At 64.4% G+C, this 26,967-nt stretch carries 26 protein-coding genes and 1 pseudogene; 26 read left to right on the forward strand and 1 reads right to left on the reverse strand.

The window, feature by feature from the left end; all coding sequences use genetic code 11:
- Positions 1-13 precede the first annotated feature (13 nt).
- The 8 genes from ACN8ZM_RS18735 to ACN8ZM_RS18770 all read left to right on the forward strand — a co-directional run bounded on the left by ACN8ZM_RS18735 (position 14) and on the right by ACN8ZM_RS18770 (position 8,416).
- Positions 14-856, forward strand: coding sequence for an ureidoglycolate lyase (locus ACN8ZM_RS18735; protein ID WP_043180364.1), 843 nt, complete (start codon positions 14-16; stop codon positions 854-856).
- A 23-nt stretch (positions 857-879) separates the two neighbouring features.
- Positions 880-2,157 carry an L-fuconate dehydratase gene (locus tag ACN8ZM_RS18740; RefSeq protein WP_043180362.1) on the forward strand — a complete coding sequence of 426 codons (1,278 nt, stop codon included), beginning with the start codon at positions 880-882 and terminating at the stop codon, positions 2,155-2,157.
- A 60-nt stretch (positions 2,158-2,217) separates the two neighbouring features.
- Positions 2,218-2,994, forward strand: coding sequence for an SDR family oxidoreductase (locus ACN8ZM_RS18745; protein ID WP_043180359.1), 777 nt, complete (start codon positions 2,218-2,220; stop codon positions 2,992-2,994).
- A gap of 12 nt (positions 2,995-3,006) precedes the next feature.
- Positions 3,007-4,545 carry a sugar ABC transporter ATP-binding protein gene (locus ACN8ZM_RS18750; RefSeq protein ID WP_420212013.1) on the forward strand — a complete coding sequence of 513 codons (1,539 nt, stop codon included), beginning with the start codon at positions 3,007-3,009 and terminating at the stop codon, positions 4,543-4,545.
- Positions 4,546-4,561: 16 nt separating this feature from the next.
- Positions 4,562-5,599, forward strand: a complete 1,038-nt coding sequence (locus ACN8ZM_RS18755; protein ID WP_043180355.1) for an ABC transporter permease — start codon at positions 4,562-4,564, stop codon at positions 5,597-5,599.
- An 88-nt stretch (positions 5,600-5,687) separates the two neighbouring features.
- Entirely contained in the window at positions 5,688-6,629 is a 942-nt protein-coding gene (locus ACN8ZM_RS18760) for an ABC transporter substrate-binding protein (protein ID WP_043180352.1), read from the forward strand.
- A gap of 60 nt (positions 6,630-6,689) precedes the next feature.
- A complete protein-coding gene (locus ACN8ZM_RS18765; protein WP_420212014.1) occupies positions 6,690-7,580 on the forward strand; it encodes an amidohydrolase family protein in 891 nt (296 codons plus the stop codon).
- A 68-nt stretch (positions 7,581-7,648) separates the two neighbouring features.
- Positions 7,649-8,416, forward strand: a complete 768-nt coding sequence (locus tag ACN8ZM_RS18770) for a FadR/GntR family transcriptional regulator (protein WP_089452055.1) — start codon at positions 7,649-7,651, stop codon at positions 8,414-8,416.
- A gap of 23 nt (positions 8,417-8,439) precedes the next feature.
- On the opposite strand, the gene ACN8ZM_RS18775 is transcribed toward ACN8ZM_RS18770, so the two are convergent.
- The gene (locus ACN8ZM_RS18775; protein ID WP_420212015.1) at positions 8,440-9,681 is read right to left on the reverse strand and encodes an NAD(P)/FAD-dependent oxidoreductase; all 1,242 of its coding nucleotides are present in this window, start codon (positions 9,679-9,681) and stop codon (positions 8,440-8,442) included.
- Positions 9,682-9,843: 162 nt separating this feature from the next.
- On the opposite strand from ACN8ZM_RS18775, the gene ACN8ZM_RS18780 reads away from it, so the two are divergent.
- From ACN8ZM_RS18780 to ACN8ZM_RS18865, 18 genes and pseudogenes are all read left to right on the forward strand, one after another.
- Positions 9,844-10,569 (forward strand): SMI1/KNR4 family protein, encoded by a 726-nt coding sequence (locus tag ACN8ZM_RS18780; RefSeq protein WP_420212016.1) that lies wholly within the window; start codon positions 9,844-9,846, stop codon positions 10,567-10,569.
- 345 nt (positions 10,570-10,914) lie between these two features.
- Positions 10,915-11,613: a YfiR family protein gene (locus tag ACN8ZM_RS18785; protein ID WP_089452058.1), complete on the forward strand. Its 699-nt coding sequence runs from the start codon at positions 10,915-10,917 to the stop codon at positions 11,611-11,613.
- The gene (locus tag ACN8ZM_RS18790; protein ID WP_301770012.1) at positions 11,610-12,878 is read left to right on the forward strand and encodes a diguanylate cyclase domain-containing protein; all 1,269 of its coding nucleotides are present in this window, start codon (positions 11,610-11,612) and stop codon (positions 12,876-12,878) included. The genes ACN8ZM_RS18785 and ACN8ZM_RS18790 overlap by 4 nt, the downstream gene beginning before the upstream one ends.
- An 85-nt stretch (positions 12,879-12,963) precedes the next feature.
- On the forward strand, positions 12,964-13,473 hold the full coding sequence (locus tag ACN8ZM_RS18795; RefSeq protein ID WP_043181406.1) for an OmpA family protein: 510 nt from the start codon (positions 12,964-12,966) through the stop codon (positions 13,471-13,473).
- A gap of 402 nt (positions 13,474-13,875) precedes the next feature.
- Positions 13,876-16,014: a type VI secretion system Vgr family protein gene (locus ACN8ZM_RS18800; RefSeq protein ID WP_420212017.1), complete on the forward strand. Its 2,139-nt coding sequence runs from the start codon at positions 13,876-13,878 to the stop codon at positions 16,012-16,014.
- Between the two features lie 17 nt (positions 16,015-16,031).
- Positions 16,032-16,490: a DcrB-related protein gene (locus ACN8ZM_RS18805; RefSeq protein WP_420212018.1), complete on the forward strand. Its 459-nt coding sequence runs from the start codon at positions 16,032-16,034 to the stop codon at positions 16,488-16,490.
- Complete coding sequence (locus ACN8ZM_RS18810; protein WP_420212019.1) at positions 16,487-20,770, forward strand: RHS repeat-associated core domain-containing protein; 4,284 nt, start codon at positions 16,487-16,489, stop codon at positions 20,768-20,770. Before ACN8ZM_RS18805 ends, ACN8ZM_RS18810 begins: the two co-directional genes overlap by 4 nt.
- Positions 20,764-21,234, forward strand: a complete 471-nt coding sequence (locus ACN8ZM_RS18815) for a hypothetical protein (protein WP_420212020.1) — start codon at positions 20,764-20,766, stop codon at positions 21,232-21,234. The genes ACN8ZM_RS18810 and ACN8ZM_RS18815 overlap by 7 nt, the downstream gene beginning before the upstream one ends.
- Positions 21,235-21,239: 5 nt before the next feature.
- Entirely contained in the window at positions 21,240-21,602 is a 363-nt protein-coding gene (locus tag ACN8ZM_RS18820) for a DcrB-related protein (protein WP_420212640.1), read from the forward strand.
- Positions 21,602-21,742 carry a hypothetical protein gene (locus ACN8ZM_RS18825; protein ID WP_420212021.1) on the forward strand — a complete coding sequence of 47 codons (141 nt, stop codon included), beginning with the start codon at positions 21,602-21,604 and terminating at the stop codon, positions 21,740-21,742. Before ACN8ZM_RS18820 ends, ACN8ZM_RS18825 begins: the two co-directional genes overlap by 1 nt.
- 2 nt (positions 21,743-21,744) lie before the next feature.
- A complete protein-coding gene (locus ACN8ZM_RS18830; RefSeq protein WP_420212022.1) occupies positions 21,745-21,996 on the forward strand; it encodes a hypothetical protein in 252 nt (83 codons plus the stop codon).
- Positions 21,997-22,085: 89 nt separating this feature from the next.
- A pseudogene (locus tag ACN8ZM_RS18835) lies at positions 22,086-22,868 on the forward strand (RHS repeat-associated core domain-containing protein); the annotation flags it as partial.
- Between the two features lie 16 nt (positions 22,869-22,884).
- Positions 22,885-23,481, forward strand: a complete 597-nt coding sequence (locus ACN8ZM_RS18840) for a hypothetical protein (RefSeq protein WP_420212023.1) — start codon at positions 22,885-22,887, stop codon at positions 23,479-23,481.
- 9 nt (positions 23,482-23,490) lie between these two features.
- Positions 23,491-23,877 carry a PAAR domain-containing protein gene (locus ACN8ZM_RS18845; protein ID WP_420212024.1) on the forward strand — a complete coding sequence of 129 codons (387 nt, stop codon included), beginning with the start codon at positions 23,491-23,493 and terminating at the stop codon, positions 23,875-23,877.
- 6 nt (positions 23,878-23,883) lie between these two features.
- Entirely contained in the window at positions 23,884-24,984 is a 1,101-nt protein-coding gene (locus tag ACN8ZM_RS18850) for a DUF6531 domain-containing protein (RefSeq protein WP_420212025.1), read from the forward strand.
- Positions 24,985-25,181: 197 nt separating this feature from the next.
- Positions 25,182-25,565: a hypothetical protein gene (locus ACN8ZM_RS18855; protein ID WP_420212026.1), complete on the forward strand. Its 384-nt coding sequence runs from the start codon at positions 25,182-25,184 to the stop codon at positions 25,563-25,565.
- Between the two features lie 156 nt (positions 25,566-25,721).
- A complete protein-coding gene (locus ACN8ZM_RS18860; RefSeq protein ID WP_301768340.1) occupies positions 25,722-26,171 on the forward strand; it encodes a hypothetical protein in 450 nt (149 codons plus the stop codon).
- The gene (locus tag ACN8ZM_RS18865; protein WP_420212027.1) at positions 26,158-26,967 is read left to right on the forward strand and encodes an RHS repeat-associated core domain-containing protein; all 810 of its coding nucleotides are present in this window, start codon (positions 26,158-26,160) and stop codon (positions 26,965-26,967) included. The genes ACN8ZM_RS18860 and ACN8ZM_RS18865 overlap by 14 nt, the downstream gene beginning before the upstream one ends.

Below are 26,967 nucleotides of genomic sequence, written 5' to 3' on the forward strand. Positions count from 1 at the left end.
CGCTCAAGACGACATGAAACTGCTGAGATTTGGCGACAAACACCACGAAAAGCCGGGCCTGCTCGATGCGCAGGGCCAGATCCGCGACCTGTCCGGCGTGATCGACGACATCGCCGGCGACGCGCTGTTACCGGCCTCGCTCGCGCGGCTGCGTGGCATTCCACCGTCGTCGTTGCCGCTGGTCGAAGGCACGCCGCGGCTCGGCGCGTGCGTCGGCCGCGTTGGCAAGTTCATCTGCATCGGGCTCAACTATTCCGACCACGCGGCCGAATCGGGGATGGACGTACCGAAGGAGCCGGTCGTGTTCGGCAAATGGACGAGTGCGATCTCGGGGCCGAACGACGACGTCGAGATTCCGCGCGGCTCGGAGAAGACCGACTGGGAAGTCGAGCTCGGCGTGGTGATCGGCCAGGGCGGCCGCTACATCGCGGAAGGCGACGCACTGTCGCACGTCGCCGGCTACTGCGTCGTGAACGACGTGTCGGAGCGCGAATTCCAGCTCGAACGCGGCGGCACGTGGGACAAGGGCAAGGGCAACGACACGTTCGGGCCGCTCGGTCCGTGGCTCGTGACGGCCGACGACGTGCCCGATCCGCATGGGCTGCGGCTGTGGCTCGACGTCGACGGCCATCGCTACCAGAACGGCACGACCGCGACGATGGTGTTCCGCGTGCCGCACCTGATCAGCTACCTGAGCCGCTTCATGAGCCTGCAGCCGGGCGACGTGATCTCGACGGGCACGCCACCGGGTGTCGGTCTCGGGCAGAAACCGCCCGTCTATCTGCGCGCCGGGCAGGTGATCACGCTCGGCATCGACGGTCTCGGCGAGCAACGCCAGCGCACCGTGCAGGCCTGATTTACTTTCGCGGACGATTCGTCATGCCTATCATTCGATCGATGCGCGTCCTCGACGTGCGCTTCCCGACCTCGCGCCAGCTCGACGGCTCCGATGCGATGAATCCGGACCCCGATTATTCGGCGGCCTACGTCGTGCTCGAAACCGACCGCGACGGGCTCGAAGGTCACGGGCTCACGTTCACCATCGGGCGCGGCAACGAGATCTGCTGCGCGGCGATCGACGCGATGCGTCACCTCGTCGTCGGCCTCGACCTCGACTGGATCCGTGCGGACATGGGCCGCTTCTGGCGCCACGTCACGTCGGACAGCCAGTTGCGCTGGATCGGCCCCGACAAGGGGGCGATCCATCTGGCGACGGGCGCCGTCGTCAATGCGGTATGGGATCTATGGGCGAAAGCCGAACGCAAGCCGCTGTGGCGGCTCGTGGCCGAGATGCACCCCGAGGAGCTGGTGCGCACGATCGACTTCCGCTACCTGACCGACTGCCTGACGCCGGACGAAGCGCTCGACCTGCTGCGCCGGCAGGCGCCGGGCAAGGCCGAACGGATCGCGCTGCTCGAGCGCGACGGCTACCCGTGCTACACGACGTCGGCCGGCTGGCTCGGCTACAGCGACGACAAGCTGCGGCGGCTGTGCCGCGAAGCCGTCGAAGCGGGGTTCGAGTACGTGAAGCTGAAAGTCGGCGCGAACCTGGAAGACGACATCCGCCGCGTGACGATCGCGCGCGAGGTGATCGGCCCGGATCGCAAGCTGATGATCGATGCGAACCAGGTGTGGGAAGTGGACGAAGCGATCGACTGGGTGCGCGAGCTGGCGTTCGCGCGGCCCTGGTTCATCGAGGAGCCGACGAGCCCCGACGACGTCGAAGGGCATCGCAAGATCCGCGAGGCGATCGCGCCGGTGCAGGTCGCGACCGGCGAGATGTGCCAGAACCGCGTGCTGTTCAAGCAGTTCATCGCGCGCGGCGCGATCGACGTGGTGCAGATCGATGCGTGCCGGCTCGGCGGCGTGAACGAGATTCTCGCGGTGATGCTGATGGCCGCGAAGTACGGGCTGCCCGTGTGCCCGCATGCGGGCGGCGTCGGGTTGTGCGAGTACGTGCAGCATCTGTCGATGATCGATTATGTGTGCATTTCCGGCACGAAGGAAGGGCGCGTGACCGAGTACGTCGATCACCTGCACGAGCATTTCGTCGAGCCGTGCGTGGTGCGCGGCGCGGCGTACATGCCGCCGACGGCGCCCGGTTTCTCGATCGAGATGAAGCCCGAATCGCTGGAGCAATACCGGTTCCGCGGCTGAAGCACGGCCGCGCGCGACGCGCGTCATGCGTGCCGACAACATGAACGACGGAGACGCGAAGTGGATTTGAATCTGCAACACAAGGTCGTGATCGTGACCGGCGGCGCGTCGGGCATCGGCGCCGCGATCTCGATGCGGCTGGCCGAAGAGGGCGCGATCCCGGTGGTGTTCGCGCGCCACGCGCCCGACGATGCGTTCTGGCGCGCACTCGTGCAGAAGCAGCCGCAGGCCACGTGCGTGTCCGTCGAATTGCAGGACGATGCGCGGTGCCGCGACGCGGTTGCGGAAACGATCGCGCGTTTCGGCCGCCTCGACGGCCTGGTCAACAACGCGGGCGTCAACGACAGCATCGGGCTCGATGCCGGGCGCGATGCGTTCGTCGCGTCGCTCGAACGCAACCTGATCCACTACTACGTGATGGCGCACTACTGCGTGCCGCACCTGAAGGCGACGCGCGGCGCGATCGTCAACCTGTCGTCGAAGACGGCCGTGACCGGGCAGGGCAACACGAGCGGCTATTGCGCAGCGAAGGGCGCGCAGCTTGCATTGACGCGCGAATGGGCCGTCGCGTTGCGCGACGACGGCGTGCGCGTGAACGCGGTGATCCCGGCCGAGGTGATGACGCCGCTGTACCGGAACTGGCTCGCCGGTTTCGACGATCCCGACGCGAAGCTGGCCGCCATCGCCGGCAAGGTGCCGCTCGGCAAGCGCTTCACGACGGCCGAGGAAATTGCCGATACGGCCGTGTTCCTGCTGTCCGAACGCGCATCGCACACGACGGGCCAATGGTTGTTCGTCGACGGCGGCTATACGCATCTCGACCGTGCGATCGGCTAAGGGCGGCGATCCATGCAACCCGACCTGAACCCGAACACCGTGCCGCCGCTGATTGCGCTGACCGGCATCGGCAAGCGCTTCCCGGGCGTGCAGGCGCTCGACGATTGCCGTTTCGACCTGCGTGCCGGCGAAGTGCATGCGCTGATGGGCGAGAACGGCGCCGGCAAGTCCACGCTGATGAAGATCCTCGCGGGCGTCTACCCACGCGACGAAGGCGAGATCCGGATGGACGGCCGCGCGGTGGAGATCGCCGATCCGCGCGCCGCGCAGGCGCTCGGGATCGGCATCATCCATCAGGAACTGAACCTGATGAACCACCTGAGCGTCGCGCAGAACATCTTCATCGGCCGCGAGCCGCGCGGCCGCTTCGGCGTGTTCGTCGACGAAGCGGCACTCAACCGCGACGCGGCCGCGATCTTCGCGCGGATGCGGCTCGATCTCGACCCGCGCACGCCGGTCGGTCGGCTCACGGTGGCGAAGCAGCAGATGGTCGAGATCGCGAAGGCGCTGTCGTTCGACTCACGGGTGCTGATCATGGACGAGCCGACCGCCGCGCTCAACAACGCGGAGATCGCCGAGTTGTTCCGCATCATCGGCGACCTGCGCACGCACGGTGTCGGCATCGTCTATATCTCGCACAAGATGGACGAGCTGCGCCAGATCGCCGATCGCGTGACCGTGATGCGCGATGGCAAGTACGTCGCGACCGTGCCGATGGCGGACACGTCGATGGACGCGATCATCGCGATGATGGTCGGCCGCCAGCTCGCCACCGAATCCCGCACGCCGCCCGATACGTCCGCGAACGACGTCGCGCTCGAAGTGCGCGGGCTGTCGCGCGGCCGCGCGATTCGCGACGTCGGCTTCACGCTGCGGCGCGGCGAGATTCTCGGCTTCGCGGGGCTGATGGGCGCAGGCCGCACCGAGGTCGCGCGCGCGGTGTTCGGCGCGGATCCGGTCGACGCGGGCGAGATCCGCGTGCACGGCAAGACCGTGACGATCCGCACGCCGGCCGATGCGGTGAAGCACGGCATCGGCTACCTGTCCGAAGATCGCAAGCACTTCGGGCTCGCGGTCGGGATGGACGTGCAGAACAACATCGCGCTGTCGAGCCTGCGCCGCTTCGTGCGCCGCGGCGTGTTTCTCGATGCGCGCGCGCTGCGCGACACCGCGCAGTCGTACGTGCGGCAGCTCGCGATCCGCACGCCGTCGGTCGCGCAGCCGGCGCGGCTGCTGTCGGGCGGCAACCAGCAGAAGATCGTGATCGCGAAGTGGCTGCTGCGCGACTGCGACATCCTGTTCTTCGACGAGCCGACGCGCGGCATCGACGTCGGCGCGAAAAGCGAGATCTACAAGCTGCTCGACGCGCTCGCCGCCGCGGGCAAGGCGATCGTGATGATCTCGTCGGAATTGCCGGAAGTGCTACGCATGAGCCACCGGATTCTCGTGATGTGCGAAGGGCGTGTGACCGGCGAATTGCGCGCGGCCGACGCCACGCAGGAAAAGATCATGCAGCTCGCGACGCAGCGCGAGTCGACCGTATTGTCCTGATTCAGCCCCTACGATCATGTCCAACGATACGCATCCCGTTCCGCCTCTCGCGTCCGGCGACACGCCGGCCGGCGCATCCGGCTTCCGCGCCCGCTTCTTCAACCCGGCTGCGCGCCAGAAGCTGCTCGCGTTCGCGAGCCTCGTGCTGCTGATCGTGTTCTTCAGCATCGCGTCGCCGAACTTTCTCGAAGTCGACAACCTCGTCGCGATCCTGCAGGCCACTGCAGTGAACGGCGTGCTGGCCGTCGCCTGTACCTACGTGATCATCACGTCGGGCATCGACCTGTCGGTCGGCACACTGATGACGTTTTGCGCGGTGATGGCCGGCGTCGTGCTGACGAACTGGGGCATGCCGCTGCCGCTCGGGATCCTGGCCGCGTTGTTCTTCGGCGCGCTGTCGGGCTGCGTGTCGGGTTTCGTGATCGCGAAGATGAAGGTGCCGCCGTTCATCGCGACGCTCGGCATGATGATGCTGCTCAAGGGGCTGTCGCTCGTGATTTCGGGCACGCGGCCGATCTACTTCAACGACACGCCGGGCTTCACGTCGATCGCGCAGGATTCACTGATCGGCAACCTGATCCCCGCGCTGCCGATTCCGAACGCGGTGCTGATCCTGTTCCTCGTCGCGATCGGCGCATCGATCGTGCTGAACCGGACGATCTTCGGCCGTTACACGTTCGCGCTCGGCAGCAACGAGGAAGCGCTGCGGCTGTCGGGCGTCAACGTCGACGCGTGGAAGATCGCGGTCTACACGTTCAGCGGCGCGGTGTGCGGGATCGCCGGGCTGCTGATCGCATCGCGGCTGAATTCCGCGCAGCCCGCGCTCGGGCAGGGCTACGAGCTCGATGCGATCGCGGCCGTCGTGATCGGCGGCACGTCGTTGTCGGGCGGCGCGGGCAGCATCGTCGGCACGATCATCGGCGCGTTCATCATGAGCGTGCTGACGAACGGCCTGCGCATCATGTCGGTCGCGCAGGAGTGGCAGACGGTCGTGACGGGCGTGATCATCATCCTGGCCGTCTACGTCGACATCCTGCGCCGGCGCCGCCGCTGACGCACGCATTCACGCAGGCATGTGCTTCATCGCCGGTTCCGGCCGGCGTCCCAGTCGTTCCAGTCGATACGAAAAAAGGAGACGCGAAGTGATCAGGAGCAAGGTGTTGAACGCGATCGTCGGGCTGACGTTCGCCGTCGGCGTCACGGCCGCCGCGCAGGCGCAGGAAACCTACATCCCGCTGATCTCGAAGGGCTTCCAGCATCAGTTCTGGCAGGCCGTGAAGGCGGGCGCGATGCAGGCCGCGAAGGACTACAAGGTGAAGGTGACGTTCGAAGGCCCCGAGACCGAGGCGATGGTCGACAAGCAGATCGACATGCTGTCGGCCGCGATCGCGAAGAAGCCGGCTGCGCTCGGCTTCGCGGCGCTCGACAGCAAGGCCGCGCTGCCGCTCCTGAAGAAGGCGCAGGCCGAGAAGATCCCGGTGATAGCGTTCGACTCGGGCGTCGACAGCGACATCCCGGTGACGACGGCCGCGACCAACAACAAGGCCGCCGCGTCGCTCGCCGCCGACAAGCTCGCCGCGCTGATCGGCGACGAAGGCGAGGTGGCCGTGGTCGCGCACGACCAGACGAGCCGCACCGGCATCGACCGCCGCGACGGCTTTCTCGAACGGATGAAAGCGGCGCATCCGAAGGTGCAGGTCGTGACCGTGCAGTACGGTGAAGGCGACCAGCTGAAGTCGACCGAGGTGACGAAGTCGATCCTGCAGGCGTATCCGAAGCTCAAGGGGCTGTTCGGCACCAACGAAGGCTCGGCGATCGGCGTGGTCAATGGCGTGCGCGAGATGAAGCGCAAGGTCGTGATCGTCGGGTACGATTCCGGCAAGCAACAGAAGGACGCGATCCGCAGCGGGCTGATGGCCGGCGCGATCACGCAGAACCCGATCGGGATCGGCTACAAGACCGTCGAGGCGGCCGTGAAGGCGATCAAGGGCGAGAAGCTGCCGAAGGTCATCGATACCGGTTTCTACTGGTACGACAAGACCAATATCGACGATCCGAAGATCGCGGCGGTGTTGTACGACTGAACGTTGCGTCGAGCGGCGGTGGCGCGTGCTGCCGCCGTCGCGACCGGACACGAGGGCATCATGGGCGCAGTGCGCATCGATTCGCATCAGCACTTCTGGCGCTATCGCGCCGCCGATTACCCGTGGATCGGCGCCGGGATGGGGGTACTCGCCCGCGACTACCTGCCCGACGCGCTATGGCCGCTGATGCATGCGCAGGCGCTCGGCGCGTCGATCGCGGTGCAGGCGCGCGCCGGGCGCGACGAGACGGCGTTCCTGCTCGATCTCGCGCGCGACGATGCGCGCATCGCGGCGGTGGTCGGCTGGGAGGATCTTGCCGCGCCGCAGCTCGCGGATCGTATCGCCGAATGGCGCAGCCCGAAGCTGCGTGGCTTCCGCCACCAGGTGCAGGACGAAGCCGATGCCGGCGCGTTCGTCGCGGAGCCGGGCTTCAACCGCGGCATCGCGTGGCTGCAGGCGCACGGCTACGTGTACGACGTGCTCGTGTTCGAGCGCCAGTTGCCGGACGTGCAAGCATTCTGCGCGCGGCACGACGCGCACTGGCTCGTGCTCGATCATGTCGGCAAGCCCGCGCTCGCCGACTTCGAGCGCGACGACACCGCGCTCGCGCGCTGGCGCGCCGCGTTGCGCGAGCTGGGCGCGCTGCCGCATGTCGCGTGCAAGCTGTCGGGCCTCGTGACCGAAGCCGACTGGAAGCGCGGCCTGCGCGGGAAGGACGTCCGGCATATCGAGCAGTGTCTCGACGCGGCGCTCGACGCGTTCGGCCCGCAGCGGCTGATGTTCGGGTCGGACTGGCCCGTGTGCCTGCTGGCCGCGTCGTACGACGAAGTCGCGTCGATCGTCGAACGCTGGGCCGAATCGCGGCTGTCGGCGGCCGAGCGCCACGCGCTGTGGGGCGGGTCCGCCGCGCGTTGTTACGCGGTGCCGGGCGCGGTGAAGCGCGGCATATAAAATAGGCGCGAACGGTCTGTTCGATTCGTCAGACCGTCCGGAACGAAACCGATCACCTGCATCAACGTATGTCCATCCAGCCGATTCAGAACCGCCGTCTCTACCAGCAGATCGCCGACAAGCTCAGTGCGATGATCGAGTCCGGCGATTTTCCGCCGGGCAGCTATCTGCCGCCCGAGCGTGAACTGGCCGAACAGTTCGGCGTATCGCGCACGTCGGTGCGCGAGGCGCTGATCGCGCTCGAAGTGAGCGGCCTCGTGAGCGTGCGTGTCGGCGACGGCGTGAAGGTGCGCCATCCCGAAACGGCCGCCGCACCCGAGCCCACGCCCGAGCTCGCAGCGAAGGCCACGCCCTTCACGATCATCGAGATCGATCCCGAACTCGGTATCGCACTCGACCTCGATACCGAAATCCCGCCGTTCGCGCTGTTGCAGGCGCGCCGGCTGATCGAGCCGGAAGCCGCGTCGCTTGCCGCGAAGCATGGCTCGGACGAGCAGATCGAAGGGATCCACGAAGCGTTCCTGCGCAACCAGGACGACAACCGCAGCGGCTCGCTCACGCATCCGGGCGACCGGCTGTTTCATATCCGCATCGCGGAAGCGAGCGACAACGCCGCGTATGCGCTGATGATCAAGCAGTTGCTCGCGCACAAGTACGACCTGATGTTCCAGCGGCTGCAGTCGCTGTACATGCCGAACGACATGCCGCACCGGTCGGAGCAGGAACACCGCGCGATCCTCGATGCGATCCGCGCACGCGACCCGGACGCCGCGCGCCGCGCGATGGCCGAACATCTCGACGAAGTGATCCGCATCTTCGGCCGCGCGCTCGACTGAGCGCGCGTCGATGCGGTGCCGGGTCAGAAGCGATCGGCGCGATACGGCGTCGGATCCGTGAATGGCGCTTCTCCCGTCATCATCTCGGCCAGCAGGCGGCCCGTGACGGGGCCGAGCGTCAGCCCGTGATGGTTGTGCCCGAACGCGAACCACAGCCCGCGATGCGCGGGCGCGGGGCCGATCACCGGGCGCATGTCGGGCGTGCACGGCCGGAAGCCGAGCCACGGTTGCGGGTCGAGCCGCTCGCCAAAACCGAACACCGGCCGCGCGACGCGTTCCGCGCGTTCGAGCTGCACGCCGGTGGGCGGTACGCCGCGACGCGCGATTTCGACGCCGGTCGTCAGCCGCAGCCCGCGCTTCATCGGGGCGATCACGTAACCGTATTCGCGATCGACGATCGGCGCCGACGGCACGCCGCGCGCGGACGGCGCGTAGTGCATGTGATAGCCGCGCTTCTCGCGCAGCGGGATCTTGTAGCCGAACTTGCCGAACACCGTGTCGGACCACGGGCCGAGCGCGACGACCACGGCCGGCGCGGCGGCCATGCCGTCCTGCGTCCTGACCTGCCAGCCCGGCGACAGGGCCTCGAGGCTCGCGGCATCGCCCGTCAGCAGCGTGCCGCCGCCTTGCACGAAGAGGTGCGCGTACGCTTTGACGAGCGCAGACGGGTCGACGACGCTTTTCGGATCGAGCCAGTGCAGCGCGCCGCAGAAGCCGGGCGCGAGGCTCGGTTCGTGCGCGAGCAGCGCGGCGGCATCGAGTGGCGTGATGCCGAGCCCGTGACGGCGCGCGGTGAGTCCGGCGTCGGCCACGCCGCGTTCGAATGCGGCCGGCGTGCGGAACGCTTCCAGCCAGCCGTTTGCGCGGATGAGCTCGCCGGCGCCGGCCCGCGCGATCAGCGCGTCGTGCTCGACGATGCAACGCTCGATCAGCGGCAGCATGTCGCGCGACGCTGCCGCGTGACGCAGCGGCGCCGATTCCCACCAGAAACGTGCCAGCCAGGGCGCGAATGCGGGCAGCGACGCGCTGTGCCAGTAGAGATCGGTCGAGCGGTTCAGCGCATAGCGCATCAGCGTGAACGGGCTGCGCGGGAACGGATACGGTTCGACCGACGAGCGCTCGATCAGCCCCGCGTTGCCGAAGCTCGTGCCTTCGCCGGGCGCGCCGCGATCGACCAGGGCGACCTTGCGTCCGCGATCCTGCAGATGCAGCGCGGCCGATACGCCGACGATGCCTGCGCCGAGAACGATGACGTCGAAATCCATCGGTGGGGGTGAATGACGGTTAGCGAACTGCAAGCATACTCGCGGCAGCGTGGGGCACCAAGAAGACGCGCATGGCAGGTGGCCTGGGCGCGACGATTCGCGATCGATGCGACGACGCGGGCAGTAGAATGCGCGGGTTCCGGCCTTCGAGGGTGACACGCGATGATCGAGTTGACCGCACCGGTTTATGCGGCAGAGTTGAAGCGCTTCCGGGCGAGCGGCAGCGTCTGGCTCGCGGCGCACGAGATTCCGGCCGATGTCGATGTGCCGCCTGCGTGGCGCGCGCTGCTCGCCGCGCCGGACGACGTGCTGGCGGATACGCTCGTGCAGATGTGGGCCGGCATCGTCGAACGATTGCCGGCCGTCGCGCAGTTCTTTCGCGACAAGCTCGCGCGTCCGGCCGTGTTCCGCAACGACGGCGGCGACGTCGTGCTGCTCTATCCGTACACGATCGAGCACGACGACCTCAATTTCTTCATCGGTCGTGCGCCGTTGCGCGAGCGGGCGCCGGTTGATGCGCCGTTCTGGGCCGCACTGCCCGAAGCGCTGCGGCTTTTCCATCAAAACGTGCATGACGGCTGGACGTTCTTTCCCGCGAATTCGATGGGACCGCTGGCGCTCGCCGATCAGGCTGCGCTGACGGACAAGCTTGACCTGACACCTGCCGAGACGCGCAAGCTCGGCGTGAACCCGGATCTCGTGCGTGCCGTGTTTCATAACGGCAGCGGCGATTGGCTGTGCATCGATTCGAGCGAAGGGGCCGATGACGGCAACCCGATGGGATGGATAGCGTGGCACGAACGTCCGACCGAGCTTGAGCACGTGGACTTCTGGGCCGTGATGAACGCGTGGTTCGAGATCTTCGTCGAGGACGCTGACGAACGGTAGTTGTTCACCGCGTCTTCACGTCATCCCGAACAACGTCCCCGACGCCTTCACTGCGATGGGGCGGCGGTGACATCGCGCGACAGAACGTATGAAGTTTGGCGTACACGAGCCACCAATCCGCTGATCAATTTCCCGCCGTCGACACCGGATCGACATCGGCAAACACGTCCGCGCGCCCAGCGCCGATTCCGCATACTTTCCAGCGCTTCTCGCGGGTGTTTCCCACTGGTTGGTCATGCGAATTTTTACCTAAGATGAAGCCATCATGCGCGTAATTCGGTGCCTGCACGCGCATGGAGGGAGGCGGGAGGCAGCGCCGGAGCGACGCCAGCGGATGTTGCCATCATGGATGCGAAAGTGTGCGCGTCGGCTGCCAGTCTCGCGACTGCAGCGACGCCAGCGGGCGCGGCGGCAATCGCCGCGCGAACGGCGCCCGGCTACCCCGGCCGAACCGCTCCGCTGCGCCACGCCCTGGTCGCAATCGTTTGCGTTCTGGGAGCGGCACAGGCCATGCTCGCCGGCGCTTCCGCCGGCGCCGACGATCCGGTCGACACGGTGCGCATCGTTGCCGCCGCGAGCCCCGCCGATCCCGCTGACGCGTCACACGACACGGCCGTGCGTCAGGTCGTGCTGGGCATCGTCAGCTTCACCCACTGGCCGACGACACCCGTTCGCCTGCATCTGTGCGTCACGGGCCGGCCCGACTATGCGCGCGGCCTGACCGACACGCTGCAGGCCGGCTCGACGCTGCTCGACGTGCAGCGTGTGCGCTTCGACGATCCCGCGCTCGGTATCGCCTGCGACGTCGTCTATCTCGGCAACCTGAGCGCAGATGAGAGAGCGCGCGTGAGAGCTGCGGTGGCCGGCCATCCGGTGCTGACGATTTCGGAACACGATCCATCCTGCACCGCGGGCGGCATGTTCTGTCTCAACGTCGACGGCGAACGCGTGTCGTTCGACATCAATCTCGACGCCGTCGCCCGCAGCGGGGTGCGCGTGCACCCGAACGTGCTCAATCTCGCGCGGCGGCCGGGGGCACCATGACACGGCACGCCCCGCCCGTTTCCCTGTCGCGCGTGCCGCGCCCGACGCTGCAAAGCGTGCTGCGCCGCGCGCACCTGCGCCTCGCGTTCGTCGCCGTCGCGATGGCCGCCGTATCGTTGATCGTGGTGGCCGTGATCGCATTGCGTGCGTATGCCGGCAACAACCTGAACCTGCTGGCCCGCTCGCTCGGCTATACGGTCGAGGCGGCGCTCGTGTTTGGCGATCGCGTCGCGGCGTCCGAGGCGATCGGGCTGATCGCCAGCGACGAGGACGTCGCGCAGGTCGTGGTCACGGATAGCAAGGGCCAGCCGTTCGCGACGTGGCAGTTGCCCGCCGGCAGCGGGATCGCGCGGCTCGAGCGCGTCGTCGCCGACCTTGCGCTGCCCGGGCCCGTGACGGCGCCGGTGGTGCATGACGGCATCGTCGTCGGCCACGTCGTCGTGCGCGGGCGCGGCCATCAGTTCTTCGGATTCCTGCTGGGCGGCGTGGGCGGCATTCTCGGTTGCCTGGCCGTCAGCGTGATCGGCGCCTATATCAGCTCGAAGCGCCTGCTGCGCAACATCGTTTCGCCGTTGCGCGCGCTGGCCGGCGTCGCCCACGCGGTGCGGCGCGAGCGTGCGTTCGCGCAGCGGGTCGAGCCGGTGGCGATTGCCGAGCTCAACCAGCTCGGCGACGACTTCAATGCACTGCTCGACGAATTCGAAGACTGGCAGAACACGCTGCGCGACGAGAACGCATCGCTCGAACACAAGGCGACGCACGATGCGCTCACGGGGCTGCCCAACCGCGTGCAGTTCGAATCGCGGCTCGCGATCGCCCTCGGCGAAGCCGGGGTGACGGGGCAGCGGGTCGCGATCCTGTATCTCGACTGCGACCGCTTCAAGGAAATCAACGACTGCCTCGGCCACGACGCCGGCGATGCGGTGCTGATCGGCATCGCGTCACGGCTGCGCACGCAGGTGCGCGAGGCCGACCTGGTCGCCCGCCTGGGTGGCGACGAATTTGCTGTGATGCTGCCGGCCGTGCGCGAAGCGGGTAGCGTGTGTCGTATTGCGGACGAGATCCTGTCCGGCATGGCGCCGTCGATCGAGCTGTCCGACGGCCGCGTGGTGGCCACCATGATGAGTGCCGGCGTTGCGCTGTATCCCGATCACGCGTCGGATGCGAGCGGCTTGCTGCGGGCGGCGGATGCCGCGATGTACCGCGCCAAGCGCGCCCGGCCAGGCTCGTGGCAACTGGCGGAAGGGGTCGCGGGGGCGGCTTGAGGTTCATCGTTTCACGCTGCGGGCGAGGCCGCGGCAGTGGGTTGAAAATGCGCTCGCGATGCGGGTGCAATCGAAGGGGTCAATGATGAACAACACGTATCCGGTGGGCATTGGGCGCTTGTGCGTCGGCAGCGCGCTGCTTTTGTGCATGCTGCTTGGAGGTTGCAAGGCGCCGCCGCTTCATCGTGGGTTGACGCAGACGCAGGTCACGGCGCTCAAGTCGGCCGGCTTCCAGGAAACCGAGCAGGGTTTCGAGTTCGGCTCGACCGGGCCGATCCTGTTCGATTTCGATCGCTACAACCTGAAGCCCGATGTGCGGCGGATCGTCGAAAGGATCGGCCGTACGCTCAGGTCGGCCGGAATCAACGGCGTACGGGTCTATGGATACTCGGACCAGGAAGGGGTGGACGAGTATGACCTCGAGTTGTCCCGGCGGCGGGCGGAGGTCGTTTCCCTTGAACTGATCGACGTCGGGCTGGATGCGAAGCGCATCGCGGTCGTCGGAAAGGGCAAGAGCGATCCGGTCGGGGATAACAAGACGCCGGGCGGCCGGGCGCAGAATCGGCGGGCGGCGATCGTCGTGTCGCCGCGGTGACGGGGCGGTTTCCCCGATCGGGGAGACGGGCGGGTGCCAGTGGCGGAAATCACGCTATCGATCGCGTTGATCGATTGAGTGGCGCCGCATCGCGGCGCCTTCGTGCGCCGGTTTCCTTCCCGGGCGATCGCGCAGTTTCATCGTGACTGGGGGCGAGGCCTCGCCCCTCGTGGATCTGTCACACGTTTCATGCAGATTGTGTCGTGTTCCGGGCGTGCCGGCGCGGTGCTTCGGCGCGGGCAGCCGCACGTGGCCGGCCGCCGGTCGGTGTTTGTATGATCGGGGGCCTGAACGAAAACGTTTGCGCGCAGCTTTCATGCGGTCGGGTTTTGTCCTACATTATCGTGGCTTCGGGCCGGCCAGCCGGTCTACGGAACCTGAGAACACAAGCAAGGAACAAGAATGAGTTTCGCTCCGAACGGGGGTATTCCCACTGGATTGGGCGGCGGTGCGTTCGGCTCGTTGAGCGCGCTCGGCGGCCTCGCCGGCCCGGTTGCATCGAGTGTGGCCGGCAGTCTCGGGCCGCTCGCGGGCCTGGCCGGGCACGTCGACACCGTCCAGCGCGCGATGCAGCTCGCGCAGACCGGCTTTTCGCTGATGGACAAGACGCCCGGCGCCATTGCCGAGGCGATCAACGGCGCCGCCAACCCCGCGCGCCTGACCCAGCTCAACCGCTACGTGACGCTCGATACGCCGCTGGGCCCGGACGTGCTGCTGGTCAGCGCCGCCGTCGTCGACGAGCACGTGAACCGGTTGCCGGAGATCCACCTCGACCTGCTGTCGCATCGCCACGACCTGCGCCCGGAGGACCTGATCGGCCAGCAGGTCAAGATCCGCTTCGACCAGCAGGCGCGCCTGTCGACGCTCGAGCGCGTCGTCGCATCGGGCGCGACCGACAACGACCGGTACTTCGACGGCTACGTGGCGTCGTTCGACCGGGCCGGCAACCCCGGCAACGTCACGCAGTATCACCTGACGGCGGTGCCGTGGTTCTGGTTCCTGACGCGCTCGACCGACTGCCGGATCTTCCAGAACAAGACCGCGCAGGACATCCTCACCGAGATCTTCCAGGAGCACGGCTTTTCCGACTTCGTGTTCGATATCCGGACGAACGAGAAGCCGCTCGAGTATGTCGTGATGTACCAGGAGAGCTATTACAACTTCTGCGCGCGGCTGATGGAGCAGGAGGGGCTGGTCTGGACCCACCGCTACGAGAAGGACAGGCACGTTCTCGTGATCGGCGATTCGAATCTGCTGTTCCGCCCGATCGACGGGCTCGCGACGGTGCCGTTCGCGGCCACCGAGGCGAGTGAGGACAGCGGCATCGACCAGCTGCACGAAGGCCGGCGCTTTGGCGTCGGCAAGGTCACGTTCCGCGACTTCAACCACCAGAACCCGTCGTCGCCGCTGATGCTGGTGGAGGCCGGGCCGCAGAACCTCAAGCACGCGCGGCTCGACGCAACCGAGCGGTTCGAGCACCAGTCGTTGTACGACCACGGCGACGACGGCAACCGCTACGCCCGTTTCGCGATGGAGGCCGAGGAGGCGCAGGCCCATCGCTTTACCGGCGGCGGCTACGCGTGGCGCATGACCACGGCGGGTGCCGTCACCGTGGCGAATCACCCGGTGCTCGAGAACAACCAGGAATACGTGATCCTGCACGTGCGTCATGAGGCGGTGAACGACTACACGCAGCACAGCGCCAAACTGCCGTACCGCAACAGCTTCGCGCTGCTGCCGAAGAAGGTGCCGTATCGCGCGTCGCGTGGCACGCCGAAGCCGGTGATTCACGGCACGCAATCGGCGATCGTCGTCGGCCCCAAGGGCGAGGAAATCTACACCAACGGGAGCGCGGTGAAGGTGCACTTCCCGTGGGACCGGCGCGGCAAGAAGGACGGATCCGACTCGATGTGGGTGCGGGTGTCTCAACCGTGGGCGGGCGACGGCTGGGGGGCGGCCGCGATTCCGCGGATCAAGCAGGAAGTGCTCGTCGCGTTCAACCAGGGCGACCCGGATAACCCGGTGATCGTCGGCCGCGTGTTCAACGGCGAGCAGGGCAACCCGTACCACGGCGCGGCCGGCCAGACGATGGGGATCAAGAGCCAGACCCACAAGGGGCAGGGTTCGAACGAGATCCGCATGACCGACACGAACGGCATGCAGGAATTCTTCATGCACGCGCAGAAGGACATGAACACCGTCGTCGAGAACAACGAGACGCACAAGGTGATGGGGCCGATGCGTACCGTGCTGGTGGCGACGGGCAGCGAAGAGAAGCAGATTCCGCAGGGCAACCTGACCGAGACGATCGCCGAGAAGCGCAGCACGACCGCGACCACCGTCGAGGTGATGACGCCGGCCAAGGATGGGGGCGGCGGCACGCAGGTCCACGTGGCCGAGCGCGGCATCCTGCTGAAGGTGATGGACAGCTCGATCTCGCTCGCGCCGGAAGGCATTCGCCTCGAGCACAAGGGCTCCGTGATCCTGATGACCGACGATGGCGTGATGGTCAACGGCACGCGCATCGATCTCAACAAATAAAACGAACGAAACCAGCCATGCACTACGCAATCCACGAAGGTACCTTCGAACTGCCGGACGCGGCGCTCGACCGTACGGTCAACATCCTGATGATGAACGCCGGCCCCGGCGGCCTCAATCTCGTGATCGCCCGCGGGCGGTTGCGTGACGGGGAGAATCTCGACGCGTTCGTCGCGCGCGAATGGGAAGTGGCGTCGCGCGATGCCAGGATGCTGACCGAGAAAGCGCGCCGGCCCGTGACGGTGGGGTCCCGTCCGGGCGTTCAGATCGATTCCACGCTCGAGCGGGACGGCAGGCTCTGGCATCAGGTGCAGACGATGTTTCCGTCGGACGACGCCGGCCGCGTGCTGGTGATGACGTTGACCAGTGCGGCACCGCTGACCGAAGAACAGCAGGCGATCGCCGAGCGCATGCTCGCCAGTTTCCAGCCGCGCGCGGCGCGGCCGTCCCTGCTCGGGCCGGGTGACGCGTCGTGAGCGCGGAAAACTTCGCGGCCGCTCGCTTCGAAGATCCGATCCAGCACACGTCGTTCATGGGGGAGCTCGTCGGCACGGTCGGGTCCGTGGTCGGCGGGGCCATCGTCGGCGCGTTGGTGGCAGAGGCGATGGAGGGGCTGATATTCGTCGGCCTCGCTGCGCTCGAGATCGGCACGGCGGGGTTGGCGACGCCGCTCGTGATTGCGATCGGCGTGGGCGTGGCGGTCGGCTCGGGTGCGCTGATGGAAGCGAGCGGCATGAACGAGGCCATCGACGACGGCGCGAAGGCGCTGGCCAATTCGATCGTGCCGCCCGAGATCAAAGGCAAGATCGCGAGCGGGTCGGGGAACGTTTACGTCAACGACAAGCCGGCGGCGCGGGCGGCGAAGCCGGGCGATCTCGATACCGTCGCGTGTACCGATCATCCCGGGCCGCAGATGATCGCCGACGGGTCGGGCAGCGTTTATATCAACGATCAGCCTGCTGCGCGGGTTGGCGACAAGACGACGTGCGACGGGACGATTGCCGAAGGCTCGGACAACGTCTACATCGGTGGCGGTACGCAGCGCGTGCGGGATGTGAAGTCGGCCACGCGGCTCGGGTGGCTGGGGGCGGCGCTCGGTATCGCGCTCGCGGTGTGCGGCCGCGGGAAGATGAGCTGGGGGCAGTTTCTGAAGAGCAAGGCGCCGTGTATTGCGATGAATTTCGCGGCAGGTGCGTTCGGAACCTGGCTGGGTAGTCTGGCGAGGCCGTCGGCCGGGCATCCGGTGAACGTCATTACCGGCAGCAAGGTTCTCGATGGCACGGACGATACCGACTTCGTATTGCCCGGGCCGCTGCCGATCGTGTGGCAGCGCTTCTATAGCAGCCTCGATGATCGTGCCGACAGCCTGTTCGGGACGGGCTGGAGCGTGCCGATCAGTGTTGAGTTGCGGCTGGCGCGCGAACATGGCGAAGTCGTGTCGATCACCTACTGGGACGAGCAGGGGCGCGATATTGTGTTCCCGGCAGTGCAGCCGGGTGAGAGCCATTTCAGCGTGCCTGAAGGCATTTACCTGATCTGCACCGAGGGTGGCCACTATGTGGTCGAAACGGTCGATGGCGTGTATCGCGATTTCGGCCGTGCTCGTACCGATGCGGATCGTGAAGCGCTCAAGCTGTGGCGCCTCGAGGATCGTAACGGCAACTGGATCGAGGTGGAGCGAGAAGCTCAGGACGAGATTGTGCGACCCGTACGGTTGCACGATAGCCCCGGTCGCTTGCTGACACTGTCCTACGATAAGTTGCATCCGCAACGTATTGCCGCGATCGACCTGACCCGTGGCGTTGACGGTGAACAACCCGACACGCTGGTGCGGTACGCGTACAACCATGCCGGCGAACTGGTGGCCGTTACGGATCGTAGCGGCCATGTCGGTCGGCGCTTTGCGTACGAGCATGGACTGATGGTCCAGCACACGCTGCGTGGTGGCTTGCAGTGCTTTTATGCGTGGCAGGGTGTCGGCCGTGATGCACGTGTCGTGCGCCACTGGACCAATGACGGCGAAGCGTACACATTCAACGCGGATCTCGCTCAGCGTTCGGTGACGATTACCGATCATATCGGTCGCGTTACGCGCTGGACGTGGAACGAGGATCAGCAGCCGACGAGCCATACGGATGCCGAAGGCCACGTTTGGCAGTTGGAGTGGAACGCAAAGCGGCAGTTGATCAGCACGACCGACCCGGCGGGAAACACGACGCGCTTCGAATACGACGAGCGTGGGCGGCAGACTCAGCGCATCGATGCGCTTGGCCAGGTCGAGCGGACCGAGTGGAATGGGTACTACGACCTGCCTGTAGCGGAAACCGATCCGGCGAATTCGCGCTGGATTTACCGTTACGACGATCTCGGCAACCTGACGATGACGCGCGATCCGGCGGGGTTTGCGACCGAGTATCACCGGGACGAGCGCGGCCTTGTGCACACGATCCGCGACGCTCGTGGCAGCTACAAATTCCTTCAATGGAACGCGCGTGCGCAGTTGACCGCCTATATCGACTGTTCAGGCAAGACCACCCGCTTCGCGTACGACGCGCGCGGTGTGCTCGCGCGCGTGACCGATGCCGCCGGCCAGGCCACCGTGTATGAAGCCGATGCGATGGGCCGCGTCATGGCGATCACGACGGCCGACGGCTCCCGCCAGATGTTCCATTACGACGCCGCCGGCCGGCTCGTCGAAGTCGTCGATCCGAACCAGCGCCGCACGCGCTATGAACTGAATCCGCGCGGCCTGCTGCTGTCGCGCACCGACGCGGTCGATCGTGTCGTACGCTTCGGCTACGACGATGCATTCCGGCTAGCGAGCCTGACGAACGAGAACCGCGAGACCTATCGCTTTCGCTACGATCGCCGCGACCTGCTGGTCGAGGAAGTTGGGCTCGACGGCAACGCACGCGCGTACGAATACGATGTGCGGGGGCTGGGCATCGCGCTGCGCGAGGGGAAGCTCCAGACCACGTTCGAGCGCGACGCGATCGGTCAGCTTGTCGCCAAGCAAGCTGCCCGCGAGCGCTGCGAATACCGGTACGACAAGGCGGGCCGGATCGCATCGGGCGAGCTGTACGCGTTGACCGGCCGCAGTCCATCACTGAAGAACCGCGTCACCCTGAAATACGGCGCGCGCGGCGAGGTGCTCGAGGAGTACACACCGACCGGGTGGCTGGCGCACACGTACGACGAGCTCGGCAATCGCGTCAGCACGACCGTTTCGGGTGAGCAGACGATCGACTGGTTGCACTACGGCTCCGGTCACGTGCACCAGATCCGCGTCGACGACACGGCGATTGCCGATATCGAGCGCGACGATCTGCACCGCGAGGTACTGCGCAGGCAGGGCAAGCTGACCAGCCAGTTCGGCTACGACGCCGTCGGCCGCCGCGCGCGAGCGGCAGCGCAGCGCAGTGCATCGGCGGACGCGCTGCTGGCCAAGCAGTGGCAGTACGACGCGGCTGGCGACGTCGTCCAGAAGCGCGATCAGCGCTACGGGACGACGAACTACAGTTACGACCCAACCGGCCGCATTGAGCAGGCGACGGGGCCAGGCCTGCCGTCCGAGGTGTTCCGCTGGGATGCCGCCGCGAACCTGGTATCGAGCGACCACCCGGGTGGCTACGTCGAACACAACCGGCTCAGGATGTTCGAGGACAAGCGCTTTGAGTATGACGCGTACGGGCGGCTCGTGCGCAAGCTGAGCGGCCACGGCCCCGCCAAAGAGCAGACGCTCGAATACGACGACTGGAATCAGCTGAAGACCGCCGTGACGAAGGACCGGCTCGGCGTGTCGACCACACACTTCGAATACGATGCGTTCGGCCGGCGGATTCGCAAGCTCAACGGCAGCTACACGAGCACGGATTTCCTGTGGGACGGTATGCGACTCGTACAGGAGATCTATCACGACCGCCTCGGCGAAGAGGCGCTGACGTACCTATACGAGCCGGATAGCTACGTGCCGCTCGCGCGGATCGATCAGGCGGCGCCCGCGGCGAACGACGACGATGCGCGCGACACCGTCTACTATTTCCATAACGACGTGTCGGGGCTGCCCGAAGAACTGACCGACGTCGACGGCGAGTTGGTCTGGCAGGCGCGCTACAAGGTGTGGGGCAATGCGGTCCAGGAGGAATGGATCGCACGAGCACCGCAGCGGCCGCCGCCGGTATGGGACGAAATGCAGCCAGCGGCAGCGCCGGCGCACGTACCGCGGCCGCAGAACCTGCGTTTCCAGGGGCAGTATCTGGACCGCGAGACGGGGCTACACTACAACACCTTCCGGTTCTACGATCCGGACATCGGGCGGTTCATCAACCCGGATCCAATCGGGCTCGCCGGCGGCACGAACCTGTTCCAGTACGCGCCGAACCCAATCGGCTGGATTGACCCATGGGGTTGGGCATGTTGGAGTACCGAGCGTAAAAAATATTGGAAGTCCGTCGGCGATAATGAGAGATCAAACCCGACCAACCGGTATTCAAAAAATAATGTTAGCGAGATGGAGGCCGGGAGAGCACCTAAAATGACAGTCGAAGTCGTCAACCGGAAGACTGGAGCGATCTCAACTAAGGACGTCGCGATGGAACTGCATCACACCACGATACCTCAACGTGTCGGCGGGTCCGGGGTACACGCCCCATCCAACCTCAGCGAACTGACACCTTGGCAACACGAAGCGGTTGACCCTTATAGACATACTGGCGAAGACTTGTTGAATACGATTAAAGGTGTAGACACATGGTAATGGATATCAAAAACATTTACGAATTCACGTTCTCCTCTCCGTACCAGGAGGTGCTTGATGAACTTTGCGAAATCGGTGGAATTTCGATTCACGAGAAATATGATGATGTGATATTCAATTTCGATAAAATAAGAATCGAAAATTCTGGGATTAATCCAGGTGAGATTGAGGGTTTGGTAATTGTAAAAAACAGGAGATTCATTGATTTTTGTGCGGCAAAAATTGGATTTTTTAAGACGCAAGAGGCGCGGCAGGATTTCCCCAAAGGAGAAGAGGTTGAAGATTTTGATCAAAAGGAAAAGTTGATCGGATTCTCCCGCGGAATTTTGCTGATGTATGGAATCGAATTCTTACTAGGACTCAAAGGTCAGCAGGTCCTTGAGAGTTATGTGAAGAAATCCAGAATTCCTGGGGCAAAAAAATACGTAAAAGACGTTCTTGCGCTGATAAATCAATCTGCTTGACATCGGTGCGCCATAGGTGCGGCGCTCCGCGCATGCACTACGCAATCCACGAAGGCACCTTCGAACTGCCGGATGCGGCGCTCGACCGTACGGTCAACATGTTGTTTCTTCCCGTCGGCCCGGGCGGCCTGAGTCTCGTCGTGTCACGCGGCCGGCTTCGCGAGCAAGAGTCGATCGATGCATTCGTCGAGCGCGAATGGGCGCAGGCGTCGCGCACCGCGAAGAATCTGAACGTGCAGTCGCGACGCCCGATGACGGTCGGGCGGGCGGAATGCCCCGGCGTGCAAACGGAATCGACGCATGAACAGGACGGCCGCACCTTTCATCAGATACAGACGGCGTTTCGGCTCGATGCCGGCGGGCAGTGATGACGTTGACCAATGCCGCACCGCTCAACGACGAACAACGTGCGCTTGCCGCGCGCATGCTGGAGAGTTTCCAGCCGCGCCCGGTTGCGCCCACGCTGGTTTCTGATGCCGGCGCCCATGAGTCAGCCGGCCGCTCGTAAGGATGATCCCTTTACTCACACGACGCTCGCGGGCGACCATGCTCGGCATGGGCGGGTCGCTGCTGGGCGGCATGGGGATCGGATGGGCGCTGACCACGATAGCGGAAGGCCTCGTGTTCGGCGCGTTGGGGGCGCTCGAAATCGGCACCGGCGGGCTGGCGACGCCCATCGTGCTGGCGATCGGTGTCGGCGTGGCCGCGTACATGCAGGGCTCGGGTCTCAACGACAAGATCGTCAGGGTGAGGAAGCGCTGACGTATTTGTATGAGTCCAACAGCTACGTACCGCTTGCGCGGATCGATCAGGCGGCGCCCGCGGCGAACGACGACGATGCGCGCGACACCGTCTACTATTTCCATAACGACGTGTCGGGGTTGCCCGAAGAGCTGACCGACGTCGACGGCGAACTGGTCTGGCAGGCTCGCTACAAGGTGTGGGGCAACGCAGTTCAGGAAGAATGGATCGCGCGAGCGCCGCAGCGGCCGGCGCCGGCGTGGGGCGAAGTGCAGGCGGCTGCTCCCGTCCCGACGCATGTGCCTCGGCCGCAGAACCTGCGCTTCCAGGGGCAGTATCTGGACCGCGAGACCGGGCTGCACTACAACACCTTCCGGTTCTACGATCCGGATATCGGTCGGTTCATCAATCCGGATCCGATCGGACTCGCCGGCGGCGCCAACTTGTATCACTATGCCGGGAACCCGCTGACGTGGATTGATCCATGGGGCTGGTGTCGCCGAGGCAATCAGGCGACCAAGAACCATATGGATAACGTCAGAGATCAATATCTTGCTGATAATCCGACTCACGACCATATTGCCGGAGGGCGTGAACGCCTGACAAGCGGGGAACAGCCGGAAACTTATCTTCCGCCATTGAGTGGTAGCGGCCGGAAGGGAAGCTCATATACGGATATGACATTCCAGGATCCCCAAGGCAATCGTATCCATATCCAGACGGTCGATAAAGGTTCGGTGAACGGAATGTCGCAACGGGAATGGGCGAATGCGAATCGCATCACGCAACAGGTTCCGAAGGCGATTGTAATCACGGTCGTAAAAGGCGCGCCACTACAACCTGGCGACCTGAATACGGCGACAATGATGCCTGGCACTGTCACCATTAAATGAAAGAAAGGAGTTCGTTTTGACCACCAAGATGCCGACGTTGCAGACCTTCATGACCCCAGTCGACGAAGCGGTGTTCTCGGATCTGCTGAAAGCGCAAATTCCGCAAGTCAAGTTTATCGACTCGTATATCTGGAGCTCGCCGGTTCCCCCTGTCCACGACAGCATGACAGAGTGTAATTGGCAACCGTTTTCCAACATCGTTATTATCGATGAGTCGATTTGTAGCGTTGATCGTTATGCGCGCGAATTTGTTGGAGCTCATCCCGGTGGAGCCGGCTATATTGGGGGAAAGGTCGGTCCGGGAATGATCCAGTTTCTTCGATCGCACGAGGCGGACTATGCTCCCGGGTGCCTACAAGACGGACGCTTGGCAGCTTCCTATAACCCCGATGCAGAGCCGGATATGGATGCATTTGTTAAAACCGTCTGGAAAGTGTTCAAGAAATTTGCGCACAAGACGTTCGTGGTCAACCGCGAAACGGGAGTGGTAAATGAAAAACCAGAGGCTCGATTTTTTGCGGGACCGGATGCCGCTGCGAAGTTCGACGGTATGGACGGACACTATCTGACGAATAACGCGTTCTTCTATCTTGTGGCGCAACCGTCCAAGTAAAATTCGATCGTGCCGCCCGAGATCAAAGGCAAGATCGCGAGCGGGTCGGGGAACGTTTACGTCAACGACAAGCCGGCGGCGCGGGCGGCGAAGCCGGGCGATCTCGATACCGTTGCGTGTACCGATCATCCCGGGCCGCAGATGATTGCCGACGGGTCGGGCAGCGTTTATATCAACGACCAACCGGCCGCACGGGTCGGCGACAAGACGACTTGCGACGGGACGATTGCCGAAGGCTCGGACAACGTCTTTATCGGCGGCGGTACGCAGCGGGTGCGGGATGTGAAATCGGCCACGCGGCTCGGGTGGCTGGGGGCGGCGCTCGGTATCGCGCTCGCGGTGTGCGGCCGCGGGAAGATGAGCTGGGGCGACTTTCTGAAGAGCAAGGTGCCGTGAATTGCGATGAATTTCGCGGCGGGTGCGTTCGGTACCTGGCTGGGTAGTCTGGCGAGGCCGTCGGCAGGGCATCCGGTTAATGTCATTACCGGCAGCAAGGTTCTCGATGGCACGGACGATACCGACTTCGTATTGCCCGGGCCGCTGCCGATCGTTTGGCAGCGCTTCTATAGCAGCCTCGATGATCGTGCCGACAGCCTGTTCGGGGCGGGCTGGAGCGTGCCGATCAGCGTTGAGTTGCGGCTTGCGCGCGAACATGGCGAAGTCGTGTCGATCACCTACTGGGACGAGCAGGGGCGCGATATTGTGTTCCCGGCAGTGCAGCCGGGTGAGAGCCATTTCAGCGTGCCTGAAGGCATTTACCTGATCTGCACTGAGGGTGGCCACTATGTGGTCGAAACGGTCGATGGCGTGTATCGCGATTTCGGCCGTGCTCGTACCGATGCGGATCGTGAAGCGCTCAAGCTGTGGCGCCTCGAAGATCGCAACGGTAACTGGATCGAGGTGGAGCGAGAAGCTCAGGACGAGATTGTGCGGCCAGTACGGTTGCACGATAGCGCCGGTCGCTTGCTGACACTGTCCTACGATAAGTTGCATCCGCAACGTATTGCCGCGATCGAGCTGACACGTGGTGTCGACGGCGAACAACCCGACACGTTGGTGCGGTACGCGTACAACCATGCCGGCGAACTGGTGGCCGTTACGGATCGTAGCGGCCATGGCGGTCGGCGCTTTGCGTACGAGCATGGGCTGATGGTCCAGCACACGTTGCGCGGCGGCCTGCAGTGTTTCTATGAGTGGCAGGGTGTCGGCCGCGATGCGCGCGTCGTGCGCCACTGGACCAATGACGGCGAAGCGTACACGTTCAATGCGGATCTCGTTCAGCGTTCGGTGACGATTACCGATCAGATCGGTCGCGTTACCCGCTGGACGTGGAACGAGGATCAGCAGCCGACGAGCCATACGGATGCCGAAGGCCACGTTTGGCAGTTGGAGTGGAACGCAAAGCGGCAGTTGATCAGCACGACCGACCCGGCGGGGAACACGACGCGCTTCGAATATGACGAGCGCGGGCGACAGACGCAGCGCATCGATGCGCTTGGCTAGGTCGAGCGAACCGAGTGGAATGGGTACTACGACCTGCCTGTAGCGGAAACCGATCCGGCGGGTTTTGCGACCGGTTATCACCGGGACGAGCGCGGGCTCGTGTATACGATTCGCGATGCGCGGGGTGGGTACAAGTTCCTCGAGTGGAATGGCCGTGCGCAGTTCAATTTTTGTGAACACTCAACTGGAGAGGAATCATGGGTGCGTGGGGTTTTGAACCGTGGGGAAACGATGAGTCAGTGAGTTGGTTTGCGAAATTCATCAAAAGCTGCAATCTGACCATGGTAAAAGATGGCTTTGATAATTTCAATGAAGCGGACGAAGTTAAATACGAGCAAATCAGGGCGGCATGTTATATTTTACAGTTTTTGGCAAAACCTTATATTTGGCAGCAGGATGAAAAAAATGGAGATGCAAAAAAACTTCTCGAGAGGGGTATAGAAATTCTTGGGAATATGATAAATCCACCAAATTCAAAATGGACATTCTTGGAAATGTGGGATTCTGAAGATGGAATTATCAGATCGGTTGAGAGTCAGATTTTAGAATTAAAAAAATGTCTTTCCGAATGGAAGGCTTGAAGTCTAAAAAGCGACGCGCTTCTGGCCAAGCAGTGGCAGTACGACGCGGCTGGCGACGTCGTCCAGAAGCGCGATCAGCACTACGGGACGACGAACTACAGTTACGACCCAACCGGCCGCATTGAGCAGGCGACGGGGCCAGGCCAGCCGTCCGAGGTGTTCCGCTGGGATGCCGCCGCGAACCTGGTATCGAGCGACCACCCGGGTGGCTACGTCGAACACAACCGGCTCAGGATGTTCGAGGACAAGCGCTTTGAGTATGACGCGTACGGGCGGCTCGTGCGCAAGCTGAGCGGCCACGGCCCCGCCAGAGAGCAGACGCTCGAATACGACGACTGGAATCAACTGAAGACCGTCGTGACCAAGGACCGGCTCGGCGTGTCGACCACACACTTCGAATACGATGCGTTCGGCCGGCGGATTCGCAAGCTCAACGGCAGCTACACGAGCACGGATTTCCTGTGGGACGGCATGCGACTCGTACAGGAGATCTATCACGACCGCCTCGGCGAAGAGGCGCTGACGTACCTATACGAGCCGGATAGCTACGTACCGCTCGCGCGGATCGATCAGGCGACGCCAGCGGCGAACGATGCCAACGCGTGACACGGTCTACTATTTCCATAACGACGTGTCGGGGCTGCCCGAAGAACTGACCGACGTCGACGGCGAGTTGGTCTGGCAGGCGCGCTACAAGGTGTGGGGCAATGCGGTCCAGGAGGAATGGATCGCGCGAGCGCAGCAGCGGCCGGCGCCGGTATGGGACGAAATGCAGCCAGCGGCAGCGCCGGCGCACGTACCGCGGCCGCAGAACCAGCGTTTCCAGGGGCAGTATCTGGACCGCGAGACCGGGCTGCACTACAACACCTTCCGGGTCTACGATCCGGATATCGGGCGGTTCATCCACCCGGATCCAATCGGGCTCGCCGGCGGCACGAACCTGTTCCAGTATGCGCCGAATTCACTCGGATGGATCGATCCTTGGGGGCTTTCATGTGCGGACACCGCCGCACTGACGAAGCACGCGCAAGATACAAGGAGTGCAGTGTTGGCGCGCGCGAACAAAGGCATGACTGACCGGCAGCTAGCGTCGATAGAGAGATCGTTGGACCGAGCGAAAACAGCTACAACTGAGGAAGGCAGGGCACTCCATCTCACGAGGGCCGCAACAAAAGAGCGGTTGTATGTTGGACAGCGAATGGACGCAGAATTTGAGATGCGAGTTGCCAACGATCCGTCATTGGCGCATCTCACAGTGACGAAGTCTGGGCAGTTCGGCGCCGACGTCGTAAATCGAAAGACAGGGAGCTGGTGGGATCTAACAACGGAAAATGATTGGAGCAGGGGCATGCATCAGGCTAAGTATGGAGATGGTGGGTCGGGATTATTCTGGGTCCGATAA

This window comes from Burkholderia aenigmatica, from assembly GCF_048627025.1.
GTDB lineage: Bacteria > Pseudomonadota > Gammaproteobacteria > Burkholderiales > Burkholderiaceae > Burkholderia > Burkholderia aenigmatica.

Excerpts from the sequence above, each read along its gene's own strand:
- ACN8ZM_RS18735 (WP_043180364.1), top strand. The coding sequence starts at position 14 with ATGAAACTGCTGAGATTTGGCGACAAACACCACGAAAAGCCGGGCCTG.
- ACN8ZM_RS18740 (WP_043180362.1), top strand. The coding sequence starts at position 880 with ATGCCTATCATTCGATCGATGCGCGTCCTCGACGTGCGCTTCCCGACC.
- ACN8ZM_RS18750 (WP_420212013.1), top strand. The coding sequence starts at position 3,007 with ATGCAACCCGACCTGAACCCGAACACCGTGCCGCCGCTGATTGCGCTG.
- ACN8ZM_RS18755 (WP_043180355.1), top strand. The coding sequence starts at position 4,562 with ATGTCCAACGATACGCATCCCGTTCCGCCTCTCGCGTCCGGCGACACG.
- ACN8ZM_RS18765 (WP_420212014.1), top strand. The coding sequence starts at position 6,690 with ATGGGCGCAGTGCGCATCGATTCGCATCAGCACTTCTGGCGCTATCGC.
- ACN8ZM_RS18770 (WP_089452055.1), top strand. The coding sequence starts at position 7,649 with ATGTCCATCCAGCCGATTCAGAACCGCCGTCTCTACCAGCAGATCGCC.
- ACN8ZM_RS18775 (WP_420212015.1), bottom strand. The coding sequence starts at position 9,681 with ATGGATTTCGACGTCATCGTTCTCGGCGCAGGCATCGTCGGCGTATCG.
- ACN8ZM_RS18780 (WP_420212016.1), top strand. The coding sequence starts at position 9,844 with ATGATCGAGTTGACCGCACCGGTTTATGCGGCAGAGTTGAAGCGCTTC.
- ACN8ZM_RS18785 (WP_089452058.1), top strand. The coding sequence starts at position 10,915 with ATGGATGCGAAAGTGTGCGCGTCGGCTGCCAGTCTCGCGACTGCAGCG.
- ACN8ZM_RS18790 (WP_301770012.1), top strand. The coding sequence starts at position 11,610 with ATGACACGGCACGCCCCGCCCGTTTCCCTGTCGCGCGTGCCGCGCCCG.
- ACN8ZM_RS18795 (WP_043181406.1), top strand. The coding sequence starts at position 12,964 with ATGAACAACACGTATCCGGTGGGCATTGGGCGCTTGTGCGTCGGCAGC.
- ACN8ZM_RS18800 (WP_420212017.1), top strand. The coding sequence starts at position 13,876 with ATGAGTTTCGCTCCGAACGGGGGTATTCCCACTGGATTGGGCGGCGGT.
- ACN8ZM_RS18805 (WP_420212018.1), top strand. The coding sequence starts at position 16,032 with ATGCACTACGCAATCCACGAAGGTACCTTCGAACTGCCGGACGCGGCG.
- ACN8ZM_RS18815 (WP_420212020.1), top strand. The coding sequence starts at position 20,764 with ATGGTAATGGATATCAAAAACATTTACGAATTCACGTTCTCCTCTCCG.
- ACN8ZM_RS18825 (WP_420212021.1), top strand. The coding sequence starts at position 21,602 with ATGACGTTGACCAATGCCGCACCGCTCAACGACGAACAACGTGCGCTT.
- ACN8ZM_RS18830 (WP_420212022.1), top strand. The coding sequence starts at position 21,745 with ATGATCCCTTTACTCACACGACGCTCGCGGGCGACCATGCTCGGCATG.
- ACN8ZM_RS18850 (WP_420212025.1), top strand. The coding sequence starts at position 23,884 with ATGAATTTCGCGGCGGGTGCGTTCGGTACCTGGCTGGGTAGTCTGGCG.
- ACN8ZM_RS18855 (WP_420212026.1), top strand. The coding sequence starts at position 25,182 with ATGGGTGCGTGGGGTTTTGAACCGTGGGGAAACGATGAGTCAGTGAGT.
- ACN8ZM_RS18865 (WP_420212027.1), top strand. The coding sequence starts at position 26,158 with ATGCCAACGCGTGACACGGTCTACTATTTCCATAACGACGTGTCGGGG.